Raw genomic sequence first — 24485 nt, 5'->3', positions numbered from 1 at the left:
GATGCTTCCGATCGCGGATCGGTTGTGCGGGTGAGCGACGAGGGGCGTCGGACATGAGGAACGGGCATCGGCTGGGCCGACAGTTCGGCTGGCTCTGGGGAGCGTACGGGACCAGTGCGCTCGGCACGTGGCTCGCCTTCGGCGCGTTCCCCCTGATCGCCATCCGGGTGCTGCACGCCGGGCCGACGGAGGTCGCGGCGTTGTCCTCCGCGGGGGCGGCGGTGGGCGCCGCCGTGGCGGTGCCGCTCGGCCCGTGGGTGGAGTTCCGCCGCAAGCGGCCGGTGCTGATCGGGATGGACCTGGTGCGGTTCGCGGCGCTGCTGACGATCCCCGCCGCGGTCGCGCTCGGCGTGCTCACCTTCGTCCAGCTCCTGCTGGTCTCGGTCGTCGTCGCGGCGGCCGACATCAGCTTCCGCGCCGCCTCCGGCGCGTATCTGAAGACGCTGCTGCCGCCCGAGGACCTGCTCGTCGCCAACGCCCGGTTCGAGTCGACGACCTGGACGACCACGATCATCGGCCCCCCACTGGGCGGCGCGGCGATCGGGCTCCTCGGTCCGGTGGCGACGGTGGTGGCCGACGCGGTCAGCTACCTGCTCTCGGCCCTGGGCATCCGTGCGACGGGCGGCCGGGAGCCGCGGCCCGAGCGCCGGGAGGCCGCGCGCATGCGGGCCGGGGACCTGCTCGACGGCTGGCGGTACATCCTCGCCGACGCGACGCTGCGTCCGCTGTTCTTCAACACCGCCTTGTTCAACGGCCTGGTGATGGCCACCCAGCCGCTGCTGGCCGTCCTGATGCTCGGCCCACTCGGGTTCGCGCCATGGCAGTACGGCCTCGCCTTCGCCGCGCCCGCGATCGGCGGCCTGCTCGGTTCGCGGCTGGCCCGACCGCTCGTCACCCGGTTCGGGCAGCACCGGGTCCTGGTCGTGTCCGGGGCGCTGCGCGCGGTCTGGTCCGTGGGCCTGGCCTTCCTGGGGCCGGGGGCCGGAGGGCTGCTGCTGGTGATGGGCGTCGAGCTCGGGCTGATCTTCTGCTGCGGGGTCTTCAACCCCGTTCAGGCCACCTACCGCCTTGAGCGCACCCCGACCGAGCGGGTCACCCGCACCCTGACCGCCTGGTCGGTGACGACCAAGGCCTCGACCGCGCTCCTGACGGCCGCATGGGGCGTACTGGGCGGCCTGCTCGGCCCGCGCACGGCCATCGGCCTGGCCGGCGTGCTCCTGCTGGCGACCCCGCTGCTGCTTCCCCGGCGCGCCACGGCGTCCCTCGCCGGGCCGGAGCCCGCACCGAGCCGCGCCTGACGGGCCCTGACGGCCGTCACGGCGCCACTGCCCGGTCAGCATCTGCGCGCCGATCGTGTCCGAGGACGCGCGGATGCCGACCGGTGCCGGTGTCGAGCCGATGGCGGAGAGTCGCCGCAGCGAGTGTTTCCCGTGCGGGAGCGCACGGCCGCCGGGTACCGGATCGTGCCGCAGGGGCCCGCTCGGCCGACTTGACTTGCTCCTACATATCGCGAAAGCTAGATGAGTCCCCCGTTGGGGCACGGAGAGCACGGAGAGCACGGAGAGCACGGAGAGGCAGACCGGTGGACCCCCTGGCCGTACACAAGGCGCTCGCCAACCCCGCGCGCCTGCAGTTCATGCAGTGGCTGCGGGAGCCGGAGAAGTACTTCGACGAGGACTCCTACCGACAGCAGGGGCTCGGCTTCCACATCGGGGTGTGCGTGGGCGACATCCAGAAGCGCGCCGGACTGGCGCAGTCGGTGGTCTCCGGGTACCTGCAGACCCTGAAGGACGCGGGGCTGCTCACCTCGGAACGCATCGGCAAGTGGACGTACTACCGGCGCAACGAGCCGGTGATCGCGGAGTTCGCCGCGCACGTCCGCGACGAGCTGTAGATCCCGGTCAATCCCCCGCGAGTGCCGCCCCGGCACCGCATATATCTACTTTTCTAGATTTGATGAAAGGTCGCCATGAGAAAGGCCTCCGTCACCGTCCTGGTGCTCGCCCTGGGCGTGTTCGGGATCATCACCACCGAGATGGGCATGGTCGGCGTGCTCCCCCAGGTCTCGGCGGAGCTCGGCGTCGCGCCGTCCACCGCAGGCTGGCTCGTCGGAGTGTTCGCCCTGGTCATCGCCGTATCCGGGCCGTTCACCACGCTGCTCGCCTCCGGCGTCGACCGCAAGAGAGTGCTCGCGGCCGCGACAGCCGTGTTCGCCGTGTCCAACGCCGTCTACGCGCTCACCACGCAGTACGAGGTGATGCTCGCCTTCCGCATCGTTCCCGCGCTCTTCCATCCCGTGTTCTTCGCGGTCGCGCTCGCGACCGCCGCGCGGCTGGTGCCCGCCGAGGACGCCACCCGCGCCACGACCACCGTGTTCGGCGGTGTCACCGTCGGCTTCGCCTTCGGGGTGCCGCTGACCTCGTACCTCGCCGAGCATGTGTCCCTGGCCTCGGCGTTCTGGTTCGGCGCGCTCGTCAATCTGCTCGCCCTCATCGGCGTGCTGTTGTTCGTCCCGCCGATGCCTGTCGGTCAACGCGTTTCCTACGGTGCCCAGTTGAAGGTTCTGAAGCGGCTGCGGTTGTGGCTGACCATCGCGTCCGTCGTTCTCGTTTTCGCGGCGATGTTCTCGGTCTACGGCTACTTCGCCGAGTACCTGGGCCAGGTCACGCACATGGACGGCACCTGGGTCAGCGGCATGCTGATGGCGTTCGGCGTGGTGATGGTCCTCGGCAACTTCGCCTTCGGCGAGCTGTTGCGGCGCGATCTCATCCGCACCGTGGTCGGCTACCCGGTTCTGTGCCTGCTCGTCTACGTGCTCCTGTACGCCGTGGGCCCGCTGTTCGCGCCGATGGTCGTCGCCGTGCTGGTCTGGGGGGCCGTGCACTCGGGCGGGCTCGTCGTGAGCCAGAGCTGGCTGGGACGGGACGCCTCCGACGCGCCCGAGTTCGGCAACAGCCTCTTCATCTCGTTCTCGAACCTCGGCATCACGGTCGGAACGGCGGTCGGGGGGTGGGTGCTGTCCGCGTACGGAGCCCGTCAACTCACCTGGGTGGGAATCGGGTTCGCCGTCGCCGCCCTGTTGGTCACGGCTCTGCGGCTGGGCCTGGACCGTGCCGGGGTGCGGCAGGCACCGTCGGCCGTCCCCGGCGGACAGAAGCGCGCAGAGGCGCGAACCTGAAACCCGTCGTACCCATCTGCCCCCGTCTCGTCTCCGAGCCGCGGCCGTCCGGGAGGAGCCGTAGTGTGTGCGGCCGGGAACCGTCCGAAGGGGGAACGTTTCATGGGAACGACCAGCGCCGACGATGTACGGGCCGGGGAACGCGAGGATCTCCTCACGATCGTCGCCGATCAGCGCACCAACTTCCTGTACACGGTCGCCGACATCGGTGACGAACAGGCCGGACTCACCACCACCGTCAGCGAGCTGACGCTCGGCGGCCTGGTCAAGCATCTCGGTGACGTGCAGCGGACCTGGCTCGCCGTGGTGGACGGTACGGCGCCCGCCGAGGTCGGCTGGGCCGACCTCGATCCCGACGGCAATCGGATGACCGACGGCGAGACCCTGGCCGCCCTGCTCGACGCGTTTCACGCGGCGGCGGCGGAATTCGACCGCACCGTGCGGCAGGAGCCCGATCTCGGCCGACTCGTGACACTCCCTCGGTACCCCTGGTCACCGCCGGAGCCGATCACATGGACCGTGCGACACGTGCTGCTGCATGTCTTCCGGGAGATCGCACACCACTGCGGGCACGCGGACATCATCCGCGAGGCACTGGACGGTGCCAGCACCACGGCCCGGATGGCCGAGGCCGCCTCGCACGGCACCGGCGCAGACGGTGGCGACGGCAGCGGCATCGGAAGCTGACGGCCGGGGCGGGCCCGGCGGTCCGTCCCGGCCGTGGGCCCCGCCCCTGGCGTGGATCCCTCCTGGCGTGGGTCTCGCCCAGGTCGTGGGTCCGCCTTTGGACACGTGTCCGCCCCGGACCTGCGCGGTACGCGGTCCGGGGCGATGCGCGTCCCCCGGTGTGTCATCGAGCACGAGCCGCCGCCACCGCGAACCGGCGCCTCTCCCCGCGAGGCCGAACAGAGCGACCGCCGACCCGGCATCCCGGTTCCGGCCACGAAGCGTCGCCCCCGTCCCCCGAGACGTCGCCCCCCGGCCGCTTCGCCGCCACCCCAGCCTCCGGCAGCGGGTACGAGCAGCGGCGCCCACGCCACGAAAACCTCACGCCCTGCCGTCTCCCGGCGCATCGCGTTCCGTCGCCCCTCCTCGTGCCGCGTCACGTTGCGACGCGTAGACCGTGGCAGTCCAACCGGGCACTCCACCGATGAAGCGCATGCGGCCAAACGAGTGCCTCTGGGCCGGTCTCGGGGCGCACGGCAGGAGGATTCAGGAGACTGGCGGCCTGCACTGGAAGCGGCTCCTGACTGTTCGCACCGAAGGGTCGATTTCCGGCCACAACACAACGCCCCTTACGCTGCAACACATCGGTCACCAACGGTCGGCCGGGAGAGAAGGGCGACAACATGACCTCAGAGACCAACACACTGGGCACCATCGATGCCACAACTGCGGTGCTGGAGGCGGAACTTCCGCGCCTTGAGCAGCACCAGCAGACCCTGGAGAAGGAACTCGCGAATGTCACCGAGCGGCTGGAGTCGGTGCGGACCGCACTGACGGCACTGCGTTCGCTGGCCGCCTCCCCCGTTCCCGTGAACACGGAGGCACCTGACGTCCGGACGGAGGACGTCAAGGCCGAGGACGAGAACATCGAGGCCGAGGCCGAGAGCGCTGTCACTGCCGAGGTTCCGCAGACCCCGCAGATCCCGCAGCAGGCTCAGGGCCCCATCGACTCCGCCGTCCGGGCAGAGGCTCCGCAGGAGCCGGCAGCGGCTGCCCCCGCACGCCGCACCGCCCGGAAGACCTCCGCCCCCAAGGGCCGCAAGCAGGCTGCCGCCGCCAAGCCGAAGAGCGAGCGCGGCCAGGCCAAGAAGGCCGTCGCGACCAAGGCCGCCAAGTCCGTGAAGACCACGAAGCCCGCCGAGCCCGCGGCCAAGAAGTCCGCCGCCCCGAAGGGCAAGAAGGCCGCGGCGCCCGCCAAGGCCACCAAGTCCGTGAAGGCCGCGGCCCCGAAGAAGGCGGCGCCCGCCGCACCCGCTGTCGACGACAGTGGCAGCCTCACCGAAATGGCCATCAAGGTGCTGTCCACGTTCGGCGACACCCCGGTCCGTGCCCGTGACGTCACCAAGGCCCTGGGGCGTGAGCTGACCCCCAACGGCATCAACACCGTCCGCAGCACCCTGGACCGGCTCGTCGCCACCTCCCGCGCCCACCGCGCGGGCCGGGGCCTCTACCAGGCCCCCGCCAACTGACGCCCCTCGCAGGAGAACGGCGCGAGCCGTACGTCGCCGCTCCCGTCGCGGCCTCCGGGCCGTGACAGGAGCGGGGACGGGGCCGTCGGCCGGCCGAGGTCCCGCTGCTTGCCGTGCGGCCGTCGGTGGCACGCGGTGCGGCCGTCGGCGCCGCGCGCGTCGTACCTGTCGCGTGTGCCGCATGTGTGGTGCGTGGCCTGCGTGTCGTGGCCGGAAATGACCATGGTCCCCGACGGGGGCGTGAACGAACGGTTCACTCCACTCGGTCGGCGATGATCCGGGCGCACTCCATGGACTCGCTCCGTGTCGTGTCCACCTCCAGGTCGTAGAACACTCCCCGGTGGACCAGGTCCGCCTGTGACGCCGCCATGCCTGTGACCCGGTCACCGCGCGCGACCTCGCGGGCCGCGGCGACCTCGCTCTCGCACCGTACGCCGACCCACAACACCCCTACGCCGTCCAGCGCCTTCTGCCAGCGCCGCTGGGACTCCGCTCCGCCGAGGAAGACCTCGTCGACGATGACCCCGGCTCCGGCACGGGCCATCGCGGCGACCCCCTCGATCCACGCCGCCTCCAACGCGCGGAACTCGGGGCCCACGTTCACCTCGCCGTCCGGTGCGAACTCGATGCCCGTGTCCGATGCCTGCATGGACGCGGGCATCGCATCGACCAGTGTGTCGACACCGACGGCCAGCCAGGGCTCCGGCAGGACCGCCTGCAGGCACCGGACGATCCCGGACTTCCCCGAGCTGGAGCCACCGTTGAGCACGATCATCCGAGTCATCACGACGCAACTCTACGACCGCGCCTCCGAGCTCACCCGACAGATCCATAAGCTCTGGACGTCCCCGCCGGGCTCATGAGTCCATAGGAGACCGGAACAGGCCGGATCAGTGTCGTCAGAGGGGGTCGTCCATGCCACGCCGCCGAGTGAGGGTTCCAAGTCTGCGGCTGTGCGCGGGAATCGTGCTCGGCCCGGCCGCCGGGCTGGTGACACTGTGGCTGCTGACCCTGCTCGGTCGTGCCCTCTACACCCGGGAGGGCTCGCTCGGACTGTTGCTGCTGCTGGGGAGCGGCATCGCCATCGGTTGCGCCATGGCACTCACGCGACTGGGCACCGGCGTCGGGTACTCGTGGGGTTTGCTGGGAGGGATAGCGGCCATGTTCTTCTGCGCCCTGCACATGCAGTACCTCTCGTCCAACGCCCTGCACGACCGCGGCCGGGAGGTGTACGGCGTGATAGAGGAGGAGACCTCCGCATCCTCCGACCCGGACAACGTCGTGACCTACTCCTACGCCGTCTCCTACCCCGGGCACCTGCGTCAGCGCGAGCTGTCCACGGTGAACCGGAAGTTGCGGACCGGAGATCGGTATCTCATCACCATCGACCCGCAGCGCAAGGTCCACCCGGCCCTCGGTCCCCGACCCGGCAGGGACGTCTTCCACCTCGTCTGGGAGATCGTGAGCGGCGTATTCGTCGTACTCCTGTGGACCGCCTCGGTCATGATGGGCTTCCGGCCGGATGAACTCGATGGCTGGTCGGAGGCTTAGACCGTGTCCTATGTGGTGATCACTCGTTGGGCTGTTCATGGGGCGGGAAACGTGGAGTTGGATTGTTCCGGACGGGCTGTGGGAGATCGCGAAGCCGTTGATCCCGCCGTCGAAGGTGCGTCCGCAGGGCGGCGGGACGCAGGACACGCCTGATGAGACCCTGTTCGCCGCGATCGTCTACGTGCTGGTGAGCGGGTGTGCCTGGCGGGCCCTGCCGCCGTGCTTCGGGATCTCGAAGTCCACCGCCCACCGGCGCTTCGTCATCTGGTCCAGGGCCGGTGTCTGGGGCCGGCTGCATGAAGCGGTGCTCGACCGCATCGACGAGTGCGGACTGCTCGACGTGACCCGCGTGGTCCTCGACTCCGCCCACGTACGGGCCAAAAAAGGGGCGGACTCACAGGTCCGAGCCCCGTGGACCGGGGCAAACCGGGCTCCAAGATGCACGTCCTGTCGGACGCGAACGGACTGCCCCTGGTCGTCGGCGTCTCCGCCGCCAACACCCACGACAGCCAAGGTCTGAAGCCCATGGTGGCCGGTCTCCAATCGAGACACGACCCCCACAACGGCTGGAACTACAAACCCCGCAAGCTCCACGCCGACAAGGCATACGACATCCCTGACCTGCGTAGATGGCTGCGCGGGAAGCGCATCGGCGTCCGTATCGCCCGCAAGGGAATCGAATCCAGTGAACGACTCGGACGCCGAAGGTGGGTCATCGAACGCACCATGTCCTGGCTGTCCGGCTACCGCAGACTCAACCACCGCTACGAACGCCACCCCCGCAACTACCTGGCCTTCCTCGGCCTCGCCGCCACCCTCTGCTGCTACAAACGACTCCTCCGGCTCACCACATAGGACACGGTCTTAGTGGTCGGCTCCGGAAGTCCTTCGGGGGTTGATCACGTTGTCGGGGCGACGGAGAGAGCGTCCAGGTTGGAGGTGGTGAACTTCCACTGGAACGGCCGTGCCGTGGCGTTGTAGCGGTCTTCGAAGGCTCGGAGCCGGTCCCGGACCTGGCTCAGGTCGGTGAAGTCGTTGGGCGAGACTACCTTGCGCTGCACGACGGAGAAGAAGATCTCCACCTGGTTCAACCAGGAGGCATGCACCGGGGTGTGGACCAGCACCGAGTTGGGGAAGGCGGCAGCCAACCGGTCGACGGCCTTCTTGCCGCGGTGGGAGGAGCCGTTGTCGACGATCCAGAACACGCGCTTGGCGCTGGCGTACGGCTCCTGGCTCATGACCTGGGCGACCAGAGCCATGAACGGGTCGATGCCGGTGCGGGGCTCGGTGCGGCCGAACACCTTCGCGTGGCGGACGTCGTAGGCGGCCAGATAGGCCAGTGCGCCACCGCGGCCGTAGGTGTGGTTCACGCGCATCGCGCGGGCCTTGCCCGGGACGAGGGTGGGGTGGCAGCGACAGCGGGCCTGGATCGAGGTCTTCTCGTCGGCGCTGACGACGAATTCGTCTGCGCCGAGCGGCTCGCCGTTCCAGGTGCGGGCGTACAGATCCAGGACGCGCGCGGCCTTGGCACGGAATCGGTGATGAAGATCCAGGAGTGGTGGTGCCAGGGCTTGAGGGCATCCCTTGCGAGCCAGCGGCGCACGGTGGAGGCCGACAGGAAGGGCGCGATGCCGCGCTTGACAGCCTCGCGGGCCAGTTCGGGGGTGGTCCAGCGGGACAGGGGCGCGCCGGTCTCGGCGGGCAGTTGGCAGGCGAGGGCCTTGACCTGGGTGGCCTGTAGCGGGGTGAAGGAGGGCGGGCGTCCGGTGCGCTTACGGTCGGCCAGGCCCGGCATGCCCAGCTCGGCGAAGCGGCTCCGCCAGGTGCGTACGGTGTCCACGTGCACGCCGACGCGCTCGGCGATCTGCGCGTTCGGCAGCCCGCGGGCCGCGTGCAGCACGATCTGCGAGCGCACTCGAAGCCGGTGCTCGGTCTTGTGGCCCCGGGCTGCCTTCTTCAACCGGTGCCGCCCGGTCGCAGTCGGGGATATCGGGCGGGCGGCGGCAACGGGCATGGCAGGCAAGCTAACTTCCGGAGCCGACCAGTTAGCCTCGCAGGTCAGACAGGTCCTCATCGCTGAGACCGAGATCGTTCGCCGCGAGGTTCTCCTCCAGATGTTCGAGAGAACCAGTGCCCGGAATCGCCAGCACCGTCGGCGAGGTCGCCAGCAGCAAGGCGATGGTGACCTGCGCTGTGGTCGCGCCCAGGCGTGCTGCGACCTTGCCGAGCCGTTCGGCGTCGAGCGGGCCGCTGCCGACGCCGCCGCCCAGCGGGAAGTACGGCACGTACGCGATGCCCGCTTCCTCGCTTTCCTCCATCAGCCCCATGTCACTGGTGTGCCGGTTCTGCACCGCCGCGACGGGCGCGATCGCCCGGGCCTCGGCGAGCTGGGCGGCGTCGACGTTACTGACGCCCAGGTGTCGGATCAGCCCCTCCGCGCGGAGCTCAGCCAGGACCGCGAACCGTTCGGCGATCGACTCGTTACCCGGCCCGGTCATCCCGCCGACCCGCAGATAGACCAGGTCGAGCCGGTTGAGACCTAGGCAGCGCAGATCCGCCTCGACCAGGCCTCGCAGCTGATCAGCCGTCGCCTGCCCGCTCGGCACACCGTTCGGTCCGGGCAACGGCCCCACCTTCGTCGCGATCACCAGGTCGTCGCGGTAGGGGGTCAATGCCGTACGGATCAGCTCATTGGCCCACACCGCGTCCCTGCCGTAGAAGCTGGCCGTGTCGATGTGGTTCACGCCCAGCTCCACGGCCCGGCGGAGCACCGCGATGCCCGTCTCGGGATCTCGCGCTGGACCGGCGAAGGTGCCCATCGCCAGGCGCATCGCGCCGAAGCCGAGCCGGTTGATTGTCAGCTCTCCGCCGAGGGAAAAGGTCTTGATCGTCATGACGCTCATCGTGTCCGCCGGCACGACTCCCGGCGAGGTCGTGGCAGCTTGCTGCCAGACTGGCGGGATGCGGAACGAAGAGGTGTTTTCAATGCGAGGAGACGCAGAGTTGATCGCGCGCGCAGGTCATCTCTTCGAGTCCGCGCGGACCGAGTTCCTGTGCGCCGCCCGGGATCTCAAGACCTGGTCGCAACCGGGGGCCAGGGCCGCGGTCCGGAATCGGATGCGTGCGGCGGATACCGCTGACTTCACCCCTCGGAAGCTGCTCAGCCCGGTGGCACTCGCCGACGAGGAGGCCCGCGCGCACCTGCGGCTGGTGCGGAGTAAGGGCGCTCTCGTTCGGGTCAGCCGTTCGCCGCTGCCGCACGAGACCATCCTCATCGACCGGCGGGTGATGATCCTTGCCGGCCAGGAGACCCCCACCGGCCGCGAGTACACCGTGACGACGTCACAGATCCTGGTCGACGGCGTTCACTCGCTGTTCCGAGCGATCTGGGACGCCGCCGTCGATCTCGAAACCTATCTGCACAGCGACGTCCCGCACCTCGATACCGACGGCCGCATGATCCTCAAAGGCCTCGCTTCGGGCCTCACCGACGAATCGGTGGCCAAACGGCTCGGCGTCTCACTGCGCACCTACCGGCGGCGTGTGGCCGAGCTGATGGCCAAACTCGAGGCCGACTCCCGCTTCCAGGCCGGGCTGCGTGCAGGCGAGCTGGGGCTACCCCGATAAAACCATAGTGATCGCGGCCCTTTAGCGGTCTGCCCGCCTGAGCACCCCGGACCACATAACCAACCGACACGTCAACCCCCGAAGAACTTTCAGCGGCGACCACTTAGTGGTCGGCGCCGTAAGTCCGTCGGGGGTTGACGGAGTAGTAGAGCCCGTGGGAAGTGCGGGCCAGCGATCGAGGGTGGTGCGGTAGAGGCCCGCAGACGCCACCTTCACCTGTGCACCATCAGCAACGGCTCGTTCGAGCGGTGTGCAAAGATTCCCTGATGCACGCGGACTGAGTGCGAATAATAGGAGCCCCCCATGGAATTCAACACTTACCGGGAAGTTCTGGCAGAAATCTACTTGGCGTCCGAGGGTCAGCTCGAACTTTCTCCGGCGGCCTCCATGGTCGCACTTCGATCATTTGAAAATGATCTTGGATTCCCTTTGGATCCAGGCTTGCGGGCGGCATGGCTGGAGGCAGATGGGGGACCAACTTGGATGCCAGTGTTCGCCAGGCCGGGATATCTGAGTGGTTACGGTTTTCTCTCCATTGAGGCAGCGACTGAGCGGCGACGCTCCATGAAGCGCAACGCCCCACGCTATACCGACTATGTCGGTCCACAGCCACGGGATCCTCGGATCAGGGCAGGCTGGTTCAGTGACGGTTGGCTGCCGTTCGCCGAGTTCGGCGGGGGTGCGGGGATTCTGATGCAGGATTATTGCCCTACACAGGAAGGTACCCCTGGCCAAATCATTGCATACGTGCATGATCCGGACGAGGTGAGCTATGTCGCTCCGGGGTTTGAAGACCTGCTTGAAGAATCCATCGCTGAAATCTCGACCTATCCGGAGGAATATATTCCTGAGCCCGAGGAATTCGACTAGATCGCCCCTCCGGGACTTCTTAATAGGTCAGCTTCAGGGTCAAGTATTCTGCAGGCGGACTGTTGGCGGGGCAATTAACGAGGTATCGTGAATTTCGTGCCGGTACTCGGATGTCGAGGCGCCCTCATGCAATATTGGGGGCACGGGGCGGCCTGATGTCGGCCCCGTCCTCTGTCACCCCGAATGATCGGCCTCGTTCATCTCGTGCCTCCCGTCTCCGCCGCTCCCATCGTGCTGACCGCCTCTGAGCGCCACCGACGCGCTCAAACCATGGCAGCACCGCTCCTGGATCTTCATCACCGATCCCGACTTCCGGCCCAGGGCCCAGCGCGTGCTGGACCTGTACGCCCGCACCTGGCAAGGCAAGGCACTCGGCGAGGACGAGTACGTCATCAGCGCAGACGAGAAGACCTCTATCCAGGCCCGCTGCCGCTGCCACCCCACCCTCGCCCCCGGCCAGGCCCGCGCCATGCGCGTGAACCACACCTACGGCCGCGGCGGCGCCCTGGCCTACCTCGCCGCCTACGACGTCCACCATGCGAAGGTGTCCGGCCGCACCGAGCCGCGCACCGGTATCGACCCGTTCATGAACCTGGTGACCCAGGTCATGAGCCAGGAGCCGTACGCCAGCGCCAAGCGCGTGTTCTGGATCGTCGACAACGGCTCCTCCCACCGCGGACAGAAGGCCGCCGCCCGCCTCACGGCGGCGTTCCCGAACACGGTAATGGTCCACACCCCCGTGCACGCCTCCTGGCTGAACCAGGCGGAGATCTACTTCTCCGTCGTCCAGCGCAAGGTCGTCACGCCCAACGACTTCACCGACCTCACCCAGGTCGGGGACCGGCTCCGAGCTTTCGAAGACCGCTACAACGCCACGGCACAGCCGTTCCAGTGGAAGTTCACCACCTCCGACCTGGACGATCTGCTGGCCAGACTCGACCGGCACACCGCCGATCAACAAGAAGAATCCTCCGTCGCGCTGGCAGCGTGATCAACCCCCGAAGGATTTAGGAGCTCGACCACTTAGTGGTCGGCTCCACACGTCCTTCGGGGAGTTGATCCCGGCTGCAGACTTCGTTCCTGTCGGGGGCGGCGCGGGAGAAACCACAGGCGCAGTCAAGGGCGCTCTCGGGGTGGCGACGAAGCCGCCGGTGGGCGAGACGGTGTCTTCGTACGTGTCAGAGACCGTTTCCCCGAGCCCGCCACAGCGCGACATGGGTCAGCCAGGCCATCCCGAAGGTGAAGGGCGCAACGGCGTTGTCGGCGGGGCCGGGAATGACAGAGCAGATCACCATGACGGCGAGCGGGATCCAGACCCGGAGCAGCGTGTGCCGAACGGCCGTCGAGCCTGGCGCGAGCCTGGTCAGGAAGGGGACGAGAAGCCCGATCACGGCGAACGGGATGGTGAGGCCCGTGTGCTTCGCCGCCTCGAAGACCGTCCAGGCGAGCAGGAGGAGCCCGAGCGCGCCCCAGGCGAGACGCGCGGCCCAGGACACCGGACTCGTCGCGGCACTTGCGGTCTCACGTGTCATGGCGTCCCTCTTCCCGTGTCGTGCGCTTCATGTGCCAACGTGCACGGCGGCCGGACGACGCGGGTGCGACCGGTCGGTCGCCGGGCGAGCGTCTCGGTGGCTTGCCCTGGACATGCTCTCATCCTGCCCGACGGGCCGGTGGGCGTGCGTGGTGTGTGGCGCACGTCGGCCGCGACCGAGGCGTCGGGCTGCATGCGCCGTGAACCACTTCTCCCGATCGGCAGTCCGGTGGCCGGCCCCCGCTCCGTGGCCGCGTGCTACGTTCGCGTCATCGGACGACCGGGGGCACGTGGTGACGGAAGCAGGCGAGCCGCAGCCGTCGTCGCGGGCGCGGCTGCGGAGGCAGCCTCAGCAGGCACGCAGCCGGGCCCGGGTCGAGGCCATCCTCGCCGCGGCCGACCGGATCCTGTCTCAGGACGGGTACGAGGCGCTGACGATGCGGCGGATCGCCCAGGAGGCGGGCGCGCCGGTCGGCAGCATCTACCAGTTCTACCCGGACAAGAGCGCCGTCGTGGACGCGCTGGGCCAGCGGTACCTCGATGCCTTCAAGGCCGCCATCGACGAACTCGTCGAGCGGACCGTCGAGGGCGAACTGACCGACCCGGTCGGCATGATGGTCGGCGTCTACGCCGAGCTCTTCCGGTCCCAGGCGGGCGGCATGGCTCTGTGGGCCGGGCGGCACCTCAGTCCCGAGCTCGCGCGGGCCGACGAGGCGAGCAACACACACATCGCCGAGGGCCTGCAGCGCATCGTGGAGCACCTGACCGGCGGGCCCGGCGGTCACCGGGCGCAACGGGCGACGCGGATGGTGGTGTGGGCCGCCAACGCCGTGCTGCACGAAGTGTTCAAGAGCGGCGGCGAGCCGGACCTGGAAACCGTGGACGAGCTCAAGCGGATGCTGAACGCCTACTGGGAGGACCTGCGCGGCCGGTTGACGGCCGCGGAAGGGTGAACCGAGGCGTTCAGCGGTTCGCCGGGTCGCGGGCCCGGACTGTCGGGCCGCCCTGTACCGCCGCCGACCGGCCCGCACCCTGGGCGTCGTGACACGCGCGGTCATCCCGGCGAGGCCCTGCCCGGCAACTCGCGCCGGCCGGGTCCGACCACCCGAGGTCCCCCGTCGACGGCCGGCTCCGAGGGCTCGCCGAGCCGGCCACCACCCCAGGTCCGCCGCCGCGGACCGTGGTCTCGGCCTCGACGCCCGCCCCGGGTCCCGGCCGACGCCGCCACGGCCCGAGCAGCGCCCCGCCCCCTCCGCCCCGTCGGCCGGTTCGTGGCCAGGCCCGACCCATAGAACGTGAACGGTGGTTCATGTTACGGTGCGGCCCACCCAGGGCGCCGTTGGGGCGCGAGAGCGGCCATCGGCAGAATTCCGGAGCCGCGCGCGGGCGGCCGAACCCGGGCGACTCGCGCATCACCGATGAAGGCAGGCGCAAGTGACGACGAGCTCCACCGATGCCACCCGACTCCCCCGGCTCCCGGCCGACTTCGTCTGGGGCGCCTCGACCGCCGCGTACCAGATCGAGGGCGCGGCCGACGAGGACGGCAAGGGAGCGTCCATCTGGGACACCTTCGTACGGCGCCCCGGGGCCGTACGCGACGGCCACACCGGCGACATCGCCTGCGACCACCACCACAGGTTCGACGAGGACGTCACTCTGATGCGCCGACTCGGGCTCGACGCGTACCGCTTCTCGGTCTCCTGGCCTCGCATCCTGCCGACCGGCGCGGGCAAGGTCGAGCCGCGCGGACTGGACTTCTACGACCGCCTGGTCGACGCGCTGCTCGACGCCGGGATCGAGCCCACACCCACCCTGTTCCATTGGGACCTGCCGCAGGCCCTGGAGGACGAGGGCGGATGGCTGAACCGCGAGACCGCCGATCGGTTCGCCGAGTACGCGGCCGTGGTCGCGGAACGGCTGGGCGACCGGGTCAAGCGGTGGATCACCCTGAACGAGCCCTTCGTCCACATGTCCTTCGGCTACGGCTTCGGTGTCCATGCCCCGGGCCGCGCGCTGATGCTGGACGCACTGCCCGTCGCACATCACCAACTGCTCGGCCACGGCCTCGCGACCGCGGCGCTGCGGGCCGCCGTTCCAGGCGGGCAGATACTGATCGCCAACAACTGCACGCCCGTCCGGCTGCGCCCCGACGCCCAGCAGGACAAGGACGTGGCGGCGGCCTCCGCCTATGACGCCCTGCACAACCGGCTCTTCAACGACCCTCTGCTGCTGGGGAGTTATCCCGACCTTTCGGCCTACGGCATGACCGACCCGAGCTGGGGAGGAGTGGTGCGCGACGGCGATCTCGCCACGATTGCCACTCCGCTGGACGGGCTGGGCGTCAACTACTACAACCCCACCTGGGTCACCGCCCCGGCCGATCCTGCCGCCGCGCTGCCCTTCGACCTGGCCGAGCCCGCGGATCCGTACGAGCGAACCGCGTTCGACTGGCCGGTGGTCCCCGACGGTCTCACGGAACTGCTCACCGACCTCAAGGCCCGCTACGGCGACGACCTTCCGCCGGTGTGGATCACCGAGAACGGCTGCTCGCAGCCGGCCGGACTGCACGACCGGGCGCGCATCCAGTACCTCGCCGGACACATCGCCGCGGTCGCCCGCGCCGTGTCCCGCGGGGTGGACGTGCGCGGCTACTTCACCTGGTCGCTGCTCGACAACTTCGAGTGGGCCGAGGGCTATCACCAGCGCTTCGGCCTGGTCGAGGTCGATTTCACCACCCGACGTCGCACGCCCCGGGCGAGCTTCGAGTGGTACCGCGACCTGATCGCCTCCCAGCGGTCCTGAGCGACGGAGTCGTCATGTCCCACGCCTCCGCGGCGGACGACACCGCCGTCCTCGCCGAGCCCACCGTCCCGGTCAGAGCCGGCTGGACGGTGAGCCTCTCGCTGGCCACGCTCGCCGTCTTCATGGCGTTCATGACACCCATTCAGATCCTGCTGCCACTCCAGTTGGAGCGCATCGACCCGCACGGCAAGAACGATGCGCTCTCGCTCGTCACCGGCCTCGGCGCGCTCGTCGCGGTACTGGCCAACCCGCTCGCCGGCGCATGGTCGGACCGCACCACGAGCAGGTTCGGCCGCCGTCGGCCCTGGATTCTCGGCGGCGCCCTCGCCGGGGCAGCGGGGCTGTCGGTCACCGCCACCCAGCACACCGTGGCCGGGGTCGCCGTCGGCTGGTGCCTCGCGCAGGCAGGGCTGAACGCGATGCTGGCCGGGGTCACCACCCCGATCGCCGACCGTGTGCCACTCACCCAACGCGCCCAGGTCTCCGGCTGGACCGGCCTCATGCAGTCCTTCGGCCTCGTCCTCGGCGCGCTGATCACCACACTGCTGATCACCGGTGTCCGCTCCGGCTACGGCACCCTCGCCGTACTCACCGTCGCACTCGCCCTCCCCTTCGCGCTGCGCCACTCGGAGCCGCCCCTGCCCCGGGCACTGCGCCCCGCCTTCGACGCCCGCGCGTTCGCCCGCTCGCTCTGGGTGAGTCCCCGGCAGCACCCCGACTTCGGCTGGGCCTGGCTCACCCGGTTCCTGATCAACCTCGGCAACGCCCTCGGCACCCTCTACCTGTTCTACTTCCTCGCCGACGCCGTCCACTACGACGACCCCGGCACCGGCGTACTGATCCTCACGGTGATCTACACCCTCTGCGCCGCACTCACGGCCGTCCCCGTCGGCGCCCTGTCCGACCGCGTCGGACACCGCAAGGTCTTCGTCGTCCTCTGTTCGCTGGTCATGACCGCAGCGGCGGCGCTGCTCGCCCTGCTCCACACCTGGCCGTCCGCCCTCGCCGCCGCGGCGGTCCTCGGCGCGGGTTACGGCATCTACCTCGCCGTCGACCAGGCCCTGGTCACCCAGGTCCTGCCCGAGGCCGCCGACCGCGCCAAAGACCTCGGGGTCATCAACATCGCCAACTCCGGCCCGCAGGTCCTCGCCCCCGCCCTCGCCTCGCCGATCATCACCCACCTCGGCGGCTACACCGGCCTCTACACCACCGCGGCCCTGGTCATCCTCATCGGCGGCCTTCTCGTCAACCGCATCCGCAGCGTGGCCTGACGTCGGCCGGACGGGCGGACCCGTCCCTCCGGGCCACTCGACTTCCGACGCTCACTCGACCCTCAACTGGCCTCATCGGAACACGAGTTCACCAAAGTTGAGAAATCCTCATGTTTTTCGGTCCGGGCCGTTGACTCCGCCGACGGCGGTCGGGATTCTGAAAACTCGTCAGTAACTTGAATGCACATGTCAATCAAAGTGAGTGATGACCATGGTTCGACCTCCGCGCCGCAGGCTCAGATCCCTCACGGTGGCGTCACTGCTCCTCGCCGTGATGGCCCTGGTACTCGGCCCGATGCCCAGCTCCGCGGCGGAGCCCGACCCCGGCTGGTGGCTCCCGACCGCGCGGCCCGCACCCGACGCGCAGATCGACGTCACGGGCGAGCCCTTCAAGGGCACCGACGCCCAGGGCCGCGTACGAGGCTTCGTGGACGCCCACGACCACATCATGTCCAACGAGGGATTCGGCGGCCGGCTGATCTGCGGCAAGCCGTTCTCGGAGCAGGGCGTGGCCGATGCGCTCAAGGACTGCCCCGAGCACTACCCCGACGGTTCGCTCGCCATCTTCGACATGATCACCAAGGGCGGCGACGGCAAGCACGACCCCGACGGGTGGCCCACCTTCAAGGACTGGCCCGCCCACGACTCGCTGACCCACCAGCAGAACTACTACGCCGGAATCGAGCGGGCATGGCGCGGCGGCCAGCGGGTGCTGGTCAACGACCTGGTCACCAACGGCGTGATCTGCTCGGTCTACTTCTTCAAGGACCGCACCTGCGACGAGATGACCGCCATCCGTCTTGAGGCGAAGAAGTCGTACGACATGCAGGCCTACATCGACACGATGTACGGCGGTCCGGGCAAGGGGTGGTTCCGGATCGTCACCAGCAGCGAGCAGGCCCGTAAGGTCATCGAGCAGGGCAAGCTGGCCGTCGTCCTGGGGGTCGAGACCTCCGAGCCGTTCGGCTGCAAGCAGATCCTGGACATCGCGCAGTGCAGCAAGGCGGACATCGACCGCGGTCTGGACGAGCTGCGCGAACTGGGCGTGAGCAGCATGTTCCTGTGCCACAAGTTCGACAACGCCCTGTGCGGGGTGCGCTTCGACTCCGGCGCCCTCGGTACGGCGATCAACGTGGGCCAGTTCCTGTCGACCGGCACCTTCTGGAAGACGGAGACCTGCCGCGGCCCGCAGCACGACAACCCCATCGGCAACGCGGTGGCGGCGCAGGCGGAGAAGGAACTGCCGGAGGGGGTCGACGTCCCCACGTACGCCTCGGGCGCGCAGTGCAACACCCGCGGGCTGACCAGCCTGGGCGAGTACGCGGTGCGCGGGATGATGAAGCGCCACATGATGCTGGAACTCGACCACATGAGCGTCAAGGCCGCGGGTCAGGCCTTCGACATCCTTGAGTCCGAGTCGTACCCGGGCGCCATCTCCTCGCACAGCTGGATGGACTCGGGGTGGACCGAGCGTCTCTACAAGCTCGGCGGGTTCGCCGCCCAGTACATGAGCGTCGCCGGGCCGTTCAGCGCGGAGGCAAAGAGCAAGGAGGCGCTGCGCGAGAAGTACAAGGTCGGCTACGGCTACGGCACCGACATGAACGGCGTCGGCGGCTGGCCGGCCCCCCGGGGCGCGAACGCCCCGAACCCGGTGAAGTACCCCTTCCGCAGCACGGACGGCGGCTCGGTGATCGACAAGCAGACCACCGGCGAGCGCACATGGGACTTCAACACCGATGGCGCGGCGCACTACGGCATGGTCCCGGACTGGATCGAGGACATCCGCAACGTCGGCGGACAGAAGGTCGTGGACGACCTCTTCTCAGGTGCCGAGTCCTACCTCCGCACCTGGGGGAGCACCGAGAGGCACAAGTCCGGGGTGAATCTGGCCTCGGGTGCGGCAGCCTACGCGTCCACGTCGGAGTGGTGGAACCCGTTCGTCAGCTTCGCTCCCGGCAAGGCCGTGGACGGAGACAAGGACACCCGCTGGGCCAGCGAGTGGAACGACGACCAGTGGCTGCGGATCGACCTCGGATCCGTGAAGCCGGTCAAGCGCGTCACCCTCGACTGGGAGGCGGCATACGCGAAGTCGTACCGCATCGAACTGTCGGAGGACCGCGAGAACTGGCAGACGGTATGGTCCACGACCTCTGGTGACGGCGGCCTGGACACAGCGTGGTTCGCCCGGACTCCGGCGCGCTACGTACGAATCCAGGGCGTGGAGCGCGGCACCCAGTGGGGCTACTCGCTCCACGAGGTCGGCGTCTACAGCGACTGACGGCACCGGCGACGGTGTCCCGGGCCGGGGCCGGCCGGATCGACTCTCCCGATCCGGCCGGCCCGACGTCCCGGCACGCCACGAGGAGCGCAGGCGCCCTGCCGGCGCCGGCACTCGGGCGAGTGCGGGAAGGATGCATGACCGCCCTGCCCCGAACGAAGGACCTCAGGCCGGGAGCAGCATCGCGACCGCCACCGTGGCAAGCAGCCCGACGTACGCCCAGGCGTAGGTGCGGTCCGGGATCCGCGGCGGGCGCCGTCGCAGCACCGCGATCACCGGCAGCGCTCCGAGGAGCAGCGCCGAGGCGGCGCGGAGGTCGACGAGACCCACCAGGTGCACATGCGCGTCCGAGGCGGCGGGAACCGCGGCGCCGCCCAGGGACAGCGCGGTGGCCGGGAGCGCGATGGCGAGAGTGAGGGGGTTGGCCAGCGCGGTCGCCACCTGCATCGTGTGCCCGGCCCGCCGCATCGCGGGGACGGTCATGACACTGCCTCCCACGCCGAGGAAGGCCGCGACCGCACCGATCGGCGCGCCGAGGACGGCCGACGGCGGACGCGGAACATCGGAGGTCGCCTCGACCGGAGCGCGCGGGCGCAGGAAGCCGGGGCGCAGGAGCAGGTCGGCGATGGTGAGAGCGACGTACGCGACGAACGCCCAGCGGGCCGGATCGGCCGGGGCGAGGCGCGTGGCGAGTGCGCCGACCGAGGCACCGGCCGCCAGCAGGAGCAGCAGCGTGCCACTGCCGCGGAGTGCGAGGAGGACACGCCGCGGTGTGACGGCCGTCGCGAACCCCGCGTTCACCAGCATCACCAGGGCCGAGGTGGCCGTCGCCACCCGCATCGCGTCCGCGCCGAGTGCGGCGTCCGCCCACACCACGACCGGCACCGCGACGAATCCGCCGCCGAATCCGAACAACACCGTCGTCGTCCCGGTGAGGAGTCCGATCCCGATCAATGCCACAACATCCATGGCCTCACTCCACCAGCTGCGACGAGGTTCCCGCATGCGATGGTCGGCACCATTCCTTCGCGTCTCGGCCAGTAGGGTGGCTGAGGTGAAGAACATCTCCCTGGACGGCGTCGACCACGTCGACCGGGCCGTCCTGCCGATCGGCACCGACTACCCGCCCGGCCATGTGCTGGACTGGCACGAACACCGGCGCGCGCAGTTCCTCTACGGCGCCACCGGCGTCATGGTCGTCGACACCGCCGACGGCAGCTGGACCGTTCCGCCCGAGCGCGCCGTACTGATTCCGGCCGCCACCCGGCACCGGGTCCGCATGATGGGGGTGAGCACCCGGAGCCTGTACATCGAGCCGGATGCCATTCCCTGGTGGCCCGGCACCTGCACGGTCGTGGACGTGTCGCCGCTGCTGCGCGAACTGCTGCTGGCCGCAGTCGAGTTCGAGGCCGACTACAGCCTTTCCGGGCGGGAGGGAAGCATCGCCGCGCTCCTCCTGCACGAGATCGCCGAGCTCTCCCCGCTCCCGTTCCACGTCGGGATCCCCGCCTCCGCCGATCTCGCGGGACTCTGCCGGGAGTACCTGGCCGCCCCCGACGCCGGCGTCACCAATGCCGCATGGGCCGCGAGGACGGCCATGAGCGAACGGGCCTTCACCCGCCGCTTCCGCTCCGAGGCCGGTGACAGCCCCGCCGTCTGGCGGGCCCGCGCCCGCCTGCTCGCGGCCGTCCCGCTGCTGCGCACCGCCTCGGTCAGCGAGGTCGGCGGTCGTCTCGGCTACGCCTCTCCCGCCGCGTTCACCGCCGCCTTCACGCGCACCTTCGGCATGCCCCCGTCCCGCTTCGCCGCCGGGGTCTCTCGTCCGGGTCATGCCGGGCGCCCCGGCCGGTGAACCCTTCCGGTCACCGCGCCGGCCACCGAAGCGGCGCTCCCAGCCGTGCCGGAACAGGAAGCGAGGAACGCCGGCGGTGACCCGGACGCGATGAGCTACGGCACGTCCCCCAGCCAGTCCCACCTGTCCGGTGTGCCAGGCCTGGGCCCGTACTCGGCGCGGCCACCCGGACCGTAGGCGCCGATCTCCGTGATCAGCATGGCTCCGGTCGCACGCTCCCCTGCTGTCCACCCGGTCACGTCCAGCAGCAGCCCGTCGAGGGGGCCGCCGACGAGTTCCACGTACTCGTGGCCGGGCTGCGGTCCGGGATCGGGGTCGTCGTGGTCGGCGCCGTAGACCCGGCGCCGCATCAGCTCGTCCATGCGGGCAGGATCGCATCGACCACTGACACCAATACTCGTACGCGGGTTCCGGTGGTCGTGGCTCTACCACTGGCTGACGCCCTGCCTGGCCGTCTCCGAGTGCGCCGTCCGGCTGCCGGGGCCCGTCCGGCCGGGCCCCGGGGAACCACCGCCGGCGAGGGTTCACACATGACCCACACGGCCGTCGGCAGAACCGATTCAGCAGTTCCCGTCCGGGTGAAGAAATCCCTTGTCCGTCGGTAATCGCAGGTCAGCGACGCAGACTTGGGCCGGTTCCGATCTTTCTTCTCCCGCACAAGGAGTGCCTTTCATGCGTCTTCGTTCCACCGTGGCTGCCGCCTTCGGAGCGCTCGCGCTCGTCGTCGCCGTGCCCGCCTCCGCCGACGCGGCCTCCGGAGACTTCGGCTACACGTACAGCGGCCTCGACGGCGCCCCGCAGATCGGCCTCCTGTTCAACCCGCCGAGCAGGGTCTGCATCACCCTGCCCGAGGTCGCCGACCCCGCCTCGTCGAGCCCCGCCCATACGCCGTGGAACCACACCGACGCGACCGCCATCGTCTTCTCCGGTGCCGGCTGCGAGGGCGACTACTTCATCCTCCGGCCGAACGGCGGCCACGCCTCCAGCCGGCTGAAGCTGCGGTCCGTCGTCTTCAGCTGATCCTGGTCCCTCACCACCGTCCGACCGCACCCCGGTACGAGCCGCACCGCTCGTGCCGGGGTGCGGTCGTCACGAGGCGGGGAGTTGCCACGGGCGGGTACGGGAGGTCGCCGCGGGTGGGGGCCGACACGTACGGTCCGTGGGATCCGGCCTCCGGCCGCTGACGGGCCGGGTCCTCAGCCGGTGATCAGTGCCTGCAGCGCGGGCGCGTACAGGTCCGCGATGTGTTCGGGGCCGGCCTCCGCGCCGGCACCGTCGCGGTGGAGGCTGAGAGTGGCGCCGAGGCCGAGGAGGTGGCCGGCGATCAGTTCGGCGCGCAGGGCGGGTTCGGGGCCGGGCAGGCGGGCGGCCAGGGGGTCGGTGACCTGTTCCTGGAAGCGGTCGCGCAGCAGGGAGCGTTCGTCGCGGTTGCCGAGCGAGAAGACGACCCGCAGCAAGGGGTCGGACTGCAGTTCCCGACGTCGCCTCACCAGCGTCACGACCATGTGGCGGCCCAGCGTGCCGAGCGGCGCGTCGAAGAGTTCCGCGGCCGCGGGGCCGAAGTCGGCGACGGTGTTGAAGAGTTCTTCCTTGCGGCCGAAGTGCTTGACGACCAACGACGGGCTCACCCCCGCGTCGGCGGCTATGGCCCTGATGGTCACCTCGGCGTACGGACGCTGCGTGAACGCCCGGCGGGCGGCGCGCAGGATCGCGTCCCGGCCCGTGCCCGCCGCGTCCACGGCGCCCGGCGCCGGTACGGTGGCCTGCCCGCTGGTCATGCGCCCTCCCGGATCGACATCGTCCGCACACCGTCCTCCCGGTCACGGGCGGCGTTGCGGCTCCCTTCGACCGTACCTGTCGCGGATGCACGGCTGCCGGGCAGGAACAGCGTGACCAGCAGCGCCGCGAGCGCCGTGCCCGCCGCGATCAGGAAGACCACCTGGTAGGCGTGGAGCGTCGGGGCTGTGCGGCCACCCGCCAGGAACGTGAGGTTGGCGAGCACCGCGGCCACCGTCGCGCTGCAGAACGCCTGCCCGACCGACCTCATCAGAGTGTTGAGACCGTTGGCCGCGCCCGTCTCGCCGACCGGGACGCCGCGCATCACCAGCGCGGGCAGCGCCGAGTAGGCGATGGCCGTGCCCGAGGCGACGACCGTCGCACCGGTGATGATCAACCAGAGGCTGTGGCTGGTGAAGTACCGCACCACGTATCCGGCCGCGATCACCCCTGCCGCCACCGCCAGGCTGACCTTCGGACCGTACTTCGCGGAGATCCGCGCCGAGACCGGTGAGAGCACCACCATCATCACGCCGCCCGGCAGCAGACACAGCCCACTGACGACGAGCGAGGCGCCCAGCCCGTAACCCGTCGCCTTCGGCTCCTGCACCATCTGCGCGGTGACCAGGGAGTTGGCGTAGAAGGCGAAACCGATCAGCAGGGCCGCGACATTGGTCAGCAGGACGGCCGGGCGGGCCGATACGCGCAGGTCGACCATGGGCGTCGCGATCCTGAGCTCGTACGCGCCCCAGACCGGCGCCAGCACCACGGCCGCGACGAGCAGTGAGACCGTACGGGCCGAGGTCCAGCCCCAGTCCGCGCCCTGGGTGACCGCGAGCAGCAGACAGACCAGGATCCCGGACAGGCCCAGCGCGCCGACGGCGTCGAAACGGCCGCGGGTGCGGATCGGGGACTCCGGCACGCACCACAGCACCAGCAGGATGTCGATGACGCCGATCGCTCCCGAGACCCAGAACATCGTGTGCCAGTCGAAGTTCTCGACGACCAGCGCGGCGACCGGAAGCCCGATCGCCGCGCCGATGCCGAGCGTCGAACTCATCAGCGCCACGGCGGACAGCACGCGCTCGGGCGGGAGTTCGTCACGCAGGATGCTGATGCCCAGCGGCGCCACGGCCAGCGCCGCGCCCTGCAGGGCACGGCCGACGATCAGCACCCCGATGTGAGAGCTGACCGCGCACAGCACCGAACCCAGCACCAGCACCATGAGCGAGGCGACGAGCACCCGCCGCTTGCCGTACATGTCACCCACGCGGCCCAGGACGGGCGTGAAGACGGCGCCGGTGAGCAGGGTGACGGTGACCAGCCAACTGGCCGCGGCCGGGGAGGCGCCGGTGAGGGCCGGGATGTGCGGAAGCAGCGGTACGACGATCGTCTGCATGACCGCGACCACGACGCCGCAGAAGGCCAGCACGCCGACGGCGAAACGGGGATGCGGGGCCTGTTCACCGGTGCTGGTGGCGGCGGTCGGGGCGGGTATGTCCGCGGGCATGGCTCTCCGTACGGTGCTCGTCGGCCGGGGCGTCGCGCAGGGGT

General features: G+C 69.8%; 25 protein-coding genes. 16 read left to right on the top strand and 9 right to left on the bottom strand.

Going from position 1 to position 24485, the window contains the following annotated elements; all coding sequences use genetic code 11:
- Positions 1 to 53: 53 nt before the first annotated feature.
- From ACIRP2_RS00910 to ACIRP2_RS00890, 5 genes are all read left to right on the top strand, one after another.
- On the top strand, positions 54 to 1298 hold the full coding sequence (locus tag ACIRP2_RS00910) for an MFS transporter (protein ID WP_404245181.1): 1245 nt from the start codon (positions 54 to 56) through the stop codon (positions 1296 to 1298).
- 284 nt (positions 1299 to 1582) lie between these two features.
- On the top strand, positions 1583 to 1894 hold the full coding sequence (locus tag ACIRP2_RS00905) for a metalloregulator ArsR/SmtB family transcription factor (protein ID WP_351073365.1): 312 nt from the start codon (positions 1583 to 1585) through the stop codon (positions 1892 to 1894).
- A 75-nt stretch (positions 1895 to 1969) separates the two neighbouring features.
- A complete protein-coding gene (locus ACIRP2_RS00900; RefSeq protein ID WP_404245179.1) occupies positions 1970 to 3178 on the top strand; it encodes an MFS transporter in 1209 nt (402 codons plus the stop codon).
- Between the two features lie 102 nt (positions 3179 to 3280).
- Complete coding sequence (locus tag ACIRP2_RS00895) at positions 3281 to 3865, top strand: DinB family protein (protein WP_404245177.1); 585 nt, start codon at positions 3281 to 3283, stop codon at positions 3863 to 3865.
- 662 nt (positions 3866 to 4527) lie between these two features.
- A complete protein-coding gene (locus ACIRP2_RS00890; protein WP_404245175.1) occupies positions 4528 to 5373 on the top strand; it encodes a hypothetical protein in 846 nt (281 codons plus the stop codon).
- A 253-nt stretch (positions 5374 to 5626) separates the two neighbouring features.
- Here the strand turns inward: ACIRP2_RS00890 and cpt are convergent, their stop codons facing one another.
- The gene (cpt, locus tag ACIRP2_RS00885; protein WP_404247121.1) at positions 5627 to 6148 is read right to left on the bottom strand and encodes a chloramphenicol phosphotransferase CPT; all 522 of its coding nucleotides are present in this window, start codon (positions 6146 to 6148) and stop codon (positions 5627 to 5629) included.
- Positions 6149 to 6288: 140 nt separating this feature from the next.
- Between cpt and ACIRP2_RS00880 the strand changes: the two genes are divergently transcribed.
- Both ACIRP2_RS00880 and ACIRP2_RS00875 read left to right on the top strand, forming a co-directional pair.
- The gene (locus ACIRP2_RS00880; RefSeq protein ID WP_404245173.1) at positions 6289 to 6924 is read left to right on the top strand and encodes a hypothetical protein; all 636 of its coding nucleotides are present in this window, start codon (positions 6289 to 6291) and stop codon (positions 6922 to 6924) included.
- A 37-nt stretch (positions 6925 to 6961) separates the two neighbouring features.
- Positions 6962 to 7779 (top strand): IS5 family transposase gene (locus tag ACIRP2_RS00875; RefSeq protein ID WP_404245171.1). Its coding sequence is split into 2 segments (ribosomal slippage): positions 6962 to 7319 and positions 7319 to 7779, totalling 819 coding nucleotides; the frame shifts between segments, so codons are not numbered across the junction.
- Positions 7780 to 7823: 44 nt separating this feature from the next.
- Here ACIRP2_RS00875 and ACIRP2_RS00870 read toward each other — a convergent pair.
- From ACIRP2_RS00870 to ACIRP2_RS00860, 3 genes are read right to left on the bottom strand one after another with little or no spacing between them, the layout of a single operon-like run.
- The gene (locus ACIRP2_RS00870; RefSeq protein WP_404245169.1) at positions 7824 to 8300 is read right to left on the bottom strand and encodes a transposase; all 477 of its coding nucleotides are present in this window, start codon (positions 8298 to 8300) and stop codon (positions 7824 to 7826) included.
- A complete protein-coding gene (locus ACIRP2_RS00865) occupies positions 8291 to 8938 on the bottom strand; it encodes a helix-turn-helix domain-containing protein (protein ID WP_404245167.1) in 648 nt (215 codons plus the stop codon). The genes ACIRP2_RS00870 and ACIRP2_RS00865 overlap by 10 nt, the downstream gene beginning before the upstream one ends.
- Before the next feature lie 31 nt (positions 8939 to 8969).
- On the bottom strand, positions 8970 to 9818 hold the full coding sequence (locus ACIRP2_RS00860; protein ID WP_404245165.1) for an oxidoreductase: 849 nt from the start codon (positions 9816 to 9818) through the stop codon (positions 8970 to 8972).
- A 67-nt stretch (positions 9819 to 9885) separates the two neighbouring features.
- On the opposite strand from ACIRP2_RS00860, the gene ACIRP2_RS00855 reads away from it, so the two are divergent.
- The 3 genes from ACIRP2_RS00855 to ACIRP2_RS00845 all read left to right on the top strand — a co-directional run bounded on the left by ACIRP2_RS00855 (position 9886) and on the right by ACIRP2_RS00845 (position 12412).
- Entirely contained in the window at positions 9886 to 10551 is a 666-nt protein-coding gene (locus ACIRP2_RS00855; RefSeq protein ID WP_404247119.1) for a LuxR C-terminal-related transcriptional regulator, read from the top strand.
- A gap of 303 nt (positions 10552 to 10854) precedes the next feature.
- On the top strand, positions 10855 to 11421 hold the full coding sequence (locus ACIRP2_RS00850) for an SMI1/KNR4 family protein (RefSeq protein WP_404245163.1): 567 nt from the start codon (positions 10855 to 10857) through the stop codon (positions 11419 to 11421).
- A gap of 331 nt (positions 11422 to 11752) precedes the next feature.
- Complete coding sequence (locus tag ACIRP2_RS00845; protein ID WP_404245161.1) at positions 11753 to 12412, top strand: transposase; 660 nt, start codon at positions 11753 to 11755, stop codon at positions 12410 to 12412.
- A gap of 187 nt (positions 12413 to 12599) precedes the next feature.
- Here ACIRP2_RS00845 and ACIRP2_RS00840 read toward each other — a convergent pair whose 3' ends face one another.
- Entirely contained in the window at positions 12600 to 12953 is a 354-nt protein-coding gene (locus ACIRP2_RS00840; protein ID WP_404245159.1) for a hypothetical protein, read from the bottom strand.
- 292 nt (positions 12954 to 13245) lie between these two features.
- Between ACIRP2_RS00840 and ACIRP2_RS00835 the strand changes: the two genes are divergently transcribed.
- The 4 genes from ACIRP2_RS00835 to ACIRP2_RS00820 all read left to right on the top strand — a co-directional run bounded on the left by ACIRP2_RS00835 (position 13246) and on the right by ACIRP2_RS00820 (position 19303).
- Positions 13246 to 13905 carry a TetR/AcrR family transcriptional regulator gene (locus tag ACIRP2_RS00835; RefSeq protein WP_404245157.1) on the top strand — a complete coding sequence of 220 codons (660 nt, stop codon included), beginning with the start codon at positions 13246 to 13248 and terminating at the stop codon, positions 13903 to 13905.
- Positions 13906 to 14386: 481 nt separating this feature from the next.
- On the top strand, positions 14387 to 15754 hold the full coding sequence (locus ACIRP2_RS00830; RefSeq protein ID WP_404245155.1) for a GH1 family beta-glucosidase: 1368 nt from the start codon (positions 14387 to 14389) through the stop codon (positions 15752 to 15754).
- A gap of 14 nt (positions 15755 to 15768) precedes the next feature.
- Complete coding sequence (locus ACIRP2_RS00825; protein ID WP_404245153.1) at positions 15769 to 17025, top strand: MFS transporter; 1257 nt, start codon at positions 15769 to 15771, stop codon at positions 17023 to 17025.
- A gap of 205 nt (positions 17026 to 17230) precedes the next feature.
- Entirely contained in the window at positions 17231 to 19303 is a 2073-nt protein-coding gene (locus tag ACIRP2_RS00820; RefSeq protein ID WP_404245151.1) for a discoidin domain-containing protein, read from the top strand.
- 165 nt (positions 19304 to 19468) lie between these two features.
- Here ACIRP2_RS00820 and ACIRP2_RS00815 read toward each other — a convergent pair whose 3' ends face one another.
- Entirely contained in the window at positions 19469 to 20272 is an 804-nt protein-coding gene (locus ACIRP2_RS00815) for a sulfite exporter TauE/SafE family protein (protein WP_404245149.1), read from the bottom strand.
- Positions 20273 to 20357: 85 nt separating this feature from the next.
- On the opposite strand from ACIRP2_RS00815, the gene ACIRP2_RS00810 reads away from it, so the two are divergent.
- Positions 20358 to 21155 carry an AraC family transcriptional regulator gene (locus tag ACIRP2_RS00810; RefSeq protein ID WP_404245147.1) on the top strand — a complete coding sequence of 266 codons (798 nt, stop codon included), beginning with the start codon at positions 20358 to 20360 and terminating at the stop codon, positions 21153 to 21155.
- Positions 21156 to 21250: 95 nt separating this feature from the next.
- Here ACIRP2_RS00810 and ACIRP2_RS00805 read toward each other — a convergent pair whose 3' ends face one another.
- A complete protein-coding gene (locus tag ACIRP2_RS00805; RefSeq protein WP_404245145.1) occupies positions 21251 to 21517 on the bottom strand; it encodes a hypothetical protein in 267 nt (88 codons plus the stop codon).
- 310 nt (positions 21518 to 21827) lie between these two features.
- On the opposite strand from ACIRP2_RS00805, the gene ACIRP2_RS00800 reads away from it, so the two are divergent.
- Positions 21828 to 22175, top strand: a complete 348-nt coding sequence (locus ACIRP2_RS00800) for a hypothetical protein (RefSeq protein ID WP_404245143.1) — start codon at positions 21828 to 21830, stop codon at positions 22173 to 22175.
- 176 nt (positions 22176 to 22351) lie between these two features.
- Here the strand turns inward: ACIRP2_RS00800 and ACIRP2_RS00795 are convergent, their stop codons facing one another.
- A complete protein-coding gene (locus ACIRP2_RS00795) occupies positions 22352 to 22933 on the bottom strand; it encodes a TetR family transcriptional regulator (RefSeq protein ID WP_404245141.1) in 582 nt (193 codons plus the stop codon).
- Positions 22930 to 24441, bottom strand: coding sequence for an MFS transporter (locus ACIRP2_RS00790; RefSeq protein ID WP_404245139.1), 1512 nt, complete (start codon positions 24439 to 24441; stop codon positions 22930 to 22932). The genes ACIRP2_RS00795 and ACIRP2_RS00790 overlap by 4 nt, the downstream gene beginning before the upstream one ends.
- Between the last annotated feature and the right edge of the window lie 44 nt (positions 24442 to 24485).

The organism is Streptomyces sp. NPDC101194, assembly GCF_044767885.1.
Classification (GTDB): domain Bacteria; phylum Actinomycetota; class Actinomycetes; order Streptomycetales; family Streptomycetaceae; genus Streptomyces.
The sequence above is the reverse complement of the archived record's forward strand: the minus strand, read 5'-3'. Positions and strand labels throughout refer to the sequence as shown.

What these genes read in the sequence shown, in the direction of transcription:
- ACIRP2_RS00895 (WP_404245177.1), top strand. Translation starts at nt 3,281, where the DNA reads ATGGGAACGACCAGCGCCGACGATGTACGGGCCGGGGAACGCGAGGAT.
- ACIRP2_RS00795 (WP_404245141.1), bottom strand. Translation starts at nt 22,933, where the DNA reads ATGACCAGCGGGCAGGCCACCGTACCGGCGCCGGGCGCCGTGGACGCG.
- ACIRP2_RS00825 (WP_404245153.1), top strand. Translation starts at nt 15,769, where the DNA reads ATGTCCCACGCCTCCGCGGCGGACGACACCGCCGTCCTCGCCGAGCCC.
- ACIRP2_RS00910 (WP_404245181.1), top strand. Translation starts at nt 54, where the DNA reads ATGAGGAACGGGCATCGGCTGGGCCGACAGTTCGGCTGGCTCTGGGGA.
- ACIRP2_RS00790 (WP_404245139.1), bottom strand. Translation starts at nt 24,441, where the DNA reads ATGCCCGCGGACATACCCGCCCCGACCGCCGCCACCAGCACCGGTGAA.
- ACIRP2_RS00880 (WP_404245173.1), top strand. Translation starts at nt 6,289, where the DNA reads ATGCCACGCCGCCGAGTGAGGGTTCCAAGTCTGCGGCTGTGCGCGGGA.
- ACIRP2_RS00900 (WP_404245179.1), top strand. Translation starts at nt 1,970, where the DNA reads ATGAGAAAGGCCTCCGTCACCGTCCTGGTGCTCGCCCTGGGCGTGTTC.
- ACIRP2_RS00855 (WP_404247119.1), top strand. Translation starts at nt 9,886, where the DNA reads ATGCGGAACGAAGAGGTGTTTTCAATGCGAGGAGACGCAGAGTTGATC.
- ACIRP2_RS00840 (WP_404245159.1), bottom strand. Translation starts at nt 12,953, where the DNA reads ATGACACGTGAGACCGCAAGTGCCGCGACGAGTCCGGTGTCCTGGGCC.
- ACIRP2_RS00800 (WP_404245143.1), top strand. Translation starts at nt 21,828, where the DNA reads ATGCGTCTTCGTTCCACCGTGGCTGCCGCCTTCGGAGCGCTCGCGCTC.
- ACIRP2_RS00890 (WP_404245175.1), top strand. Translation starts at nt 4,528, where the DNA reads ATGACCTCAGAGACCAACACACTGGGCACCATCGATGCCACAACTGCG.
- ACIRP2_RS00865 (WP_404245167.1), bottom strand. Translation starts at nt 8,938, where the DNA reads ATGCCCGTTGCCGCCGCCCGCCCGATATCCCCGACTGCGACCGGGCGG.
- ACIRP2_RS00820 (WP_404245151.1), top strand. Translation starts at nt 17,231, where the DNA reads ATGACCATGGTTCGACCTCCGCGCCGCAGGCTCAGATCCCTCACGGTG.
- ACIRP2_RS00850 (WP_404245163.1), top strand. Translation starts at nt 10,855, where the DNA reads ATGGAATTCAACACTTACCGGGAAGTTCTGGCAGAAATCTACTTGGCG.
- ACIRP2_RS00805 (WP_404245145.1), bottom strand. Translation starts at nt 21,517, where the DNA reads ATGGACGAGCTGATGCGGCGCCGGGTCTACGGCGCCGACCACGACGAC.
- cpt (WP_404247121.1), bottom strand. Translation starts at nt 6,148, where the DNA reads ATGATCGTGCTCAACGGTGGCTCCAGCTCGGGGAAGTCCGGGATCGTC.
- ACIRP2_RS00815 (WP_404245149.1), bottom strand. Translation starts at nt 20,272, where the DNA reads ATGGATGTTGTGGCATTGATCGGGATCGGACTCCTCACCGGGACGACG.
- ACIRP2_RS00870 (WP_404245169.1), bottom strand. Translation starts at nt 8,300, where the DNA reads ATGCGCGTGAACCACACCTACGGCCGCGGTGGCGCACTGGCCTATCTG.
- ACIRP2_RS00860 (WP_404245165.1), bottom strand. Translation starts at nt 9,818, where the DNA reads ATGACGATCAAGACCTTTTCCCTCGGCGGAGAGCTGACAATCAACCGG.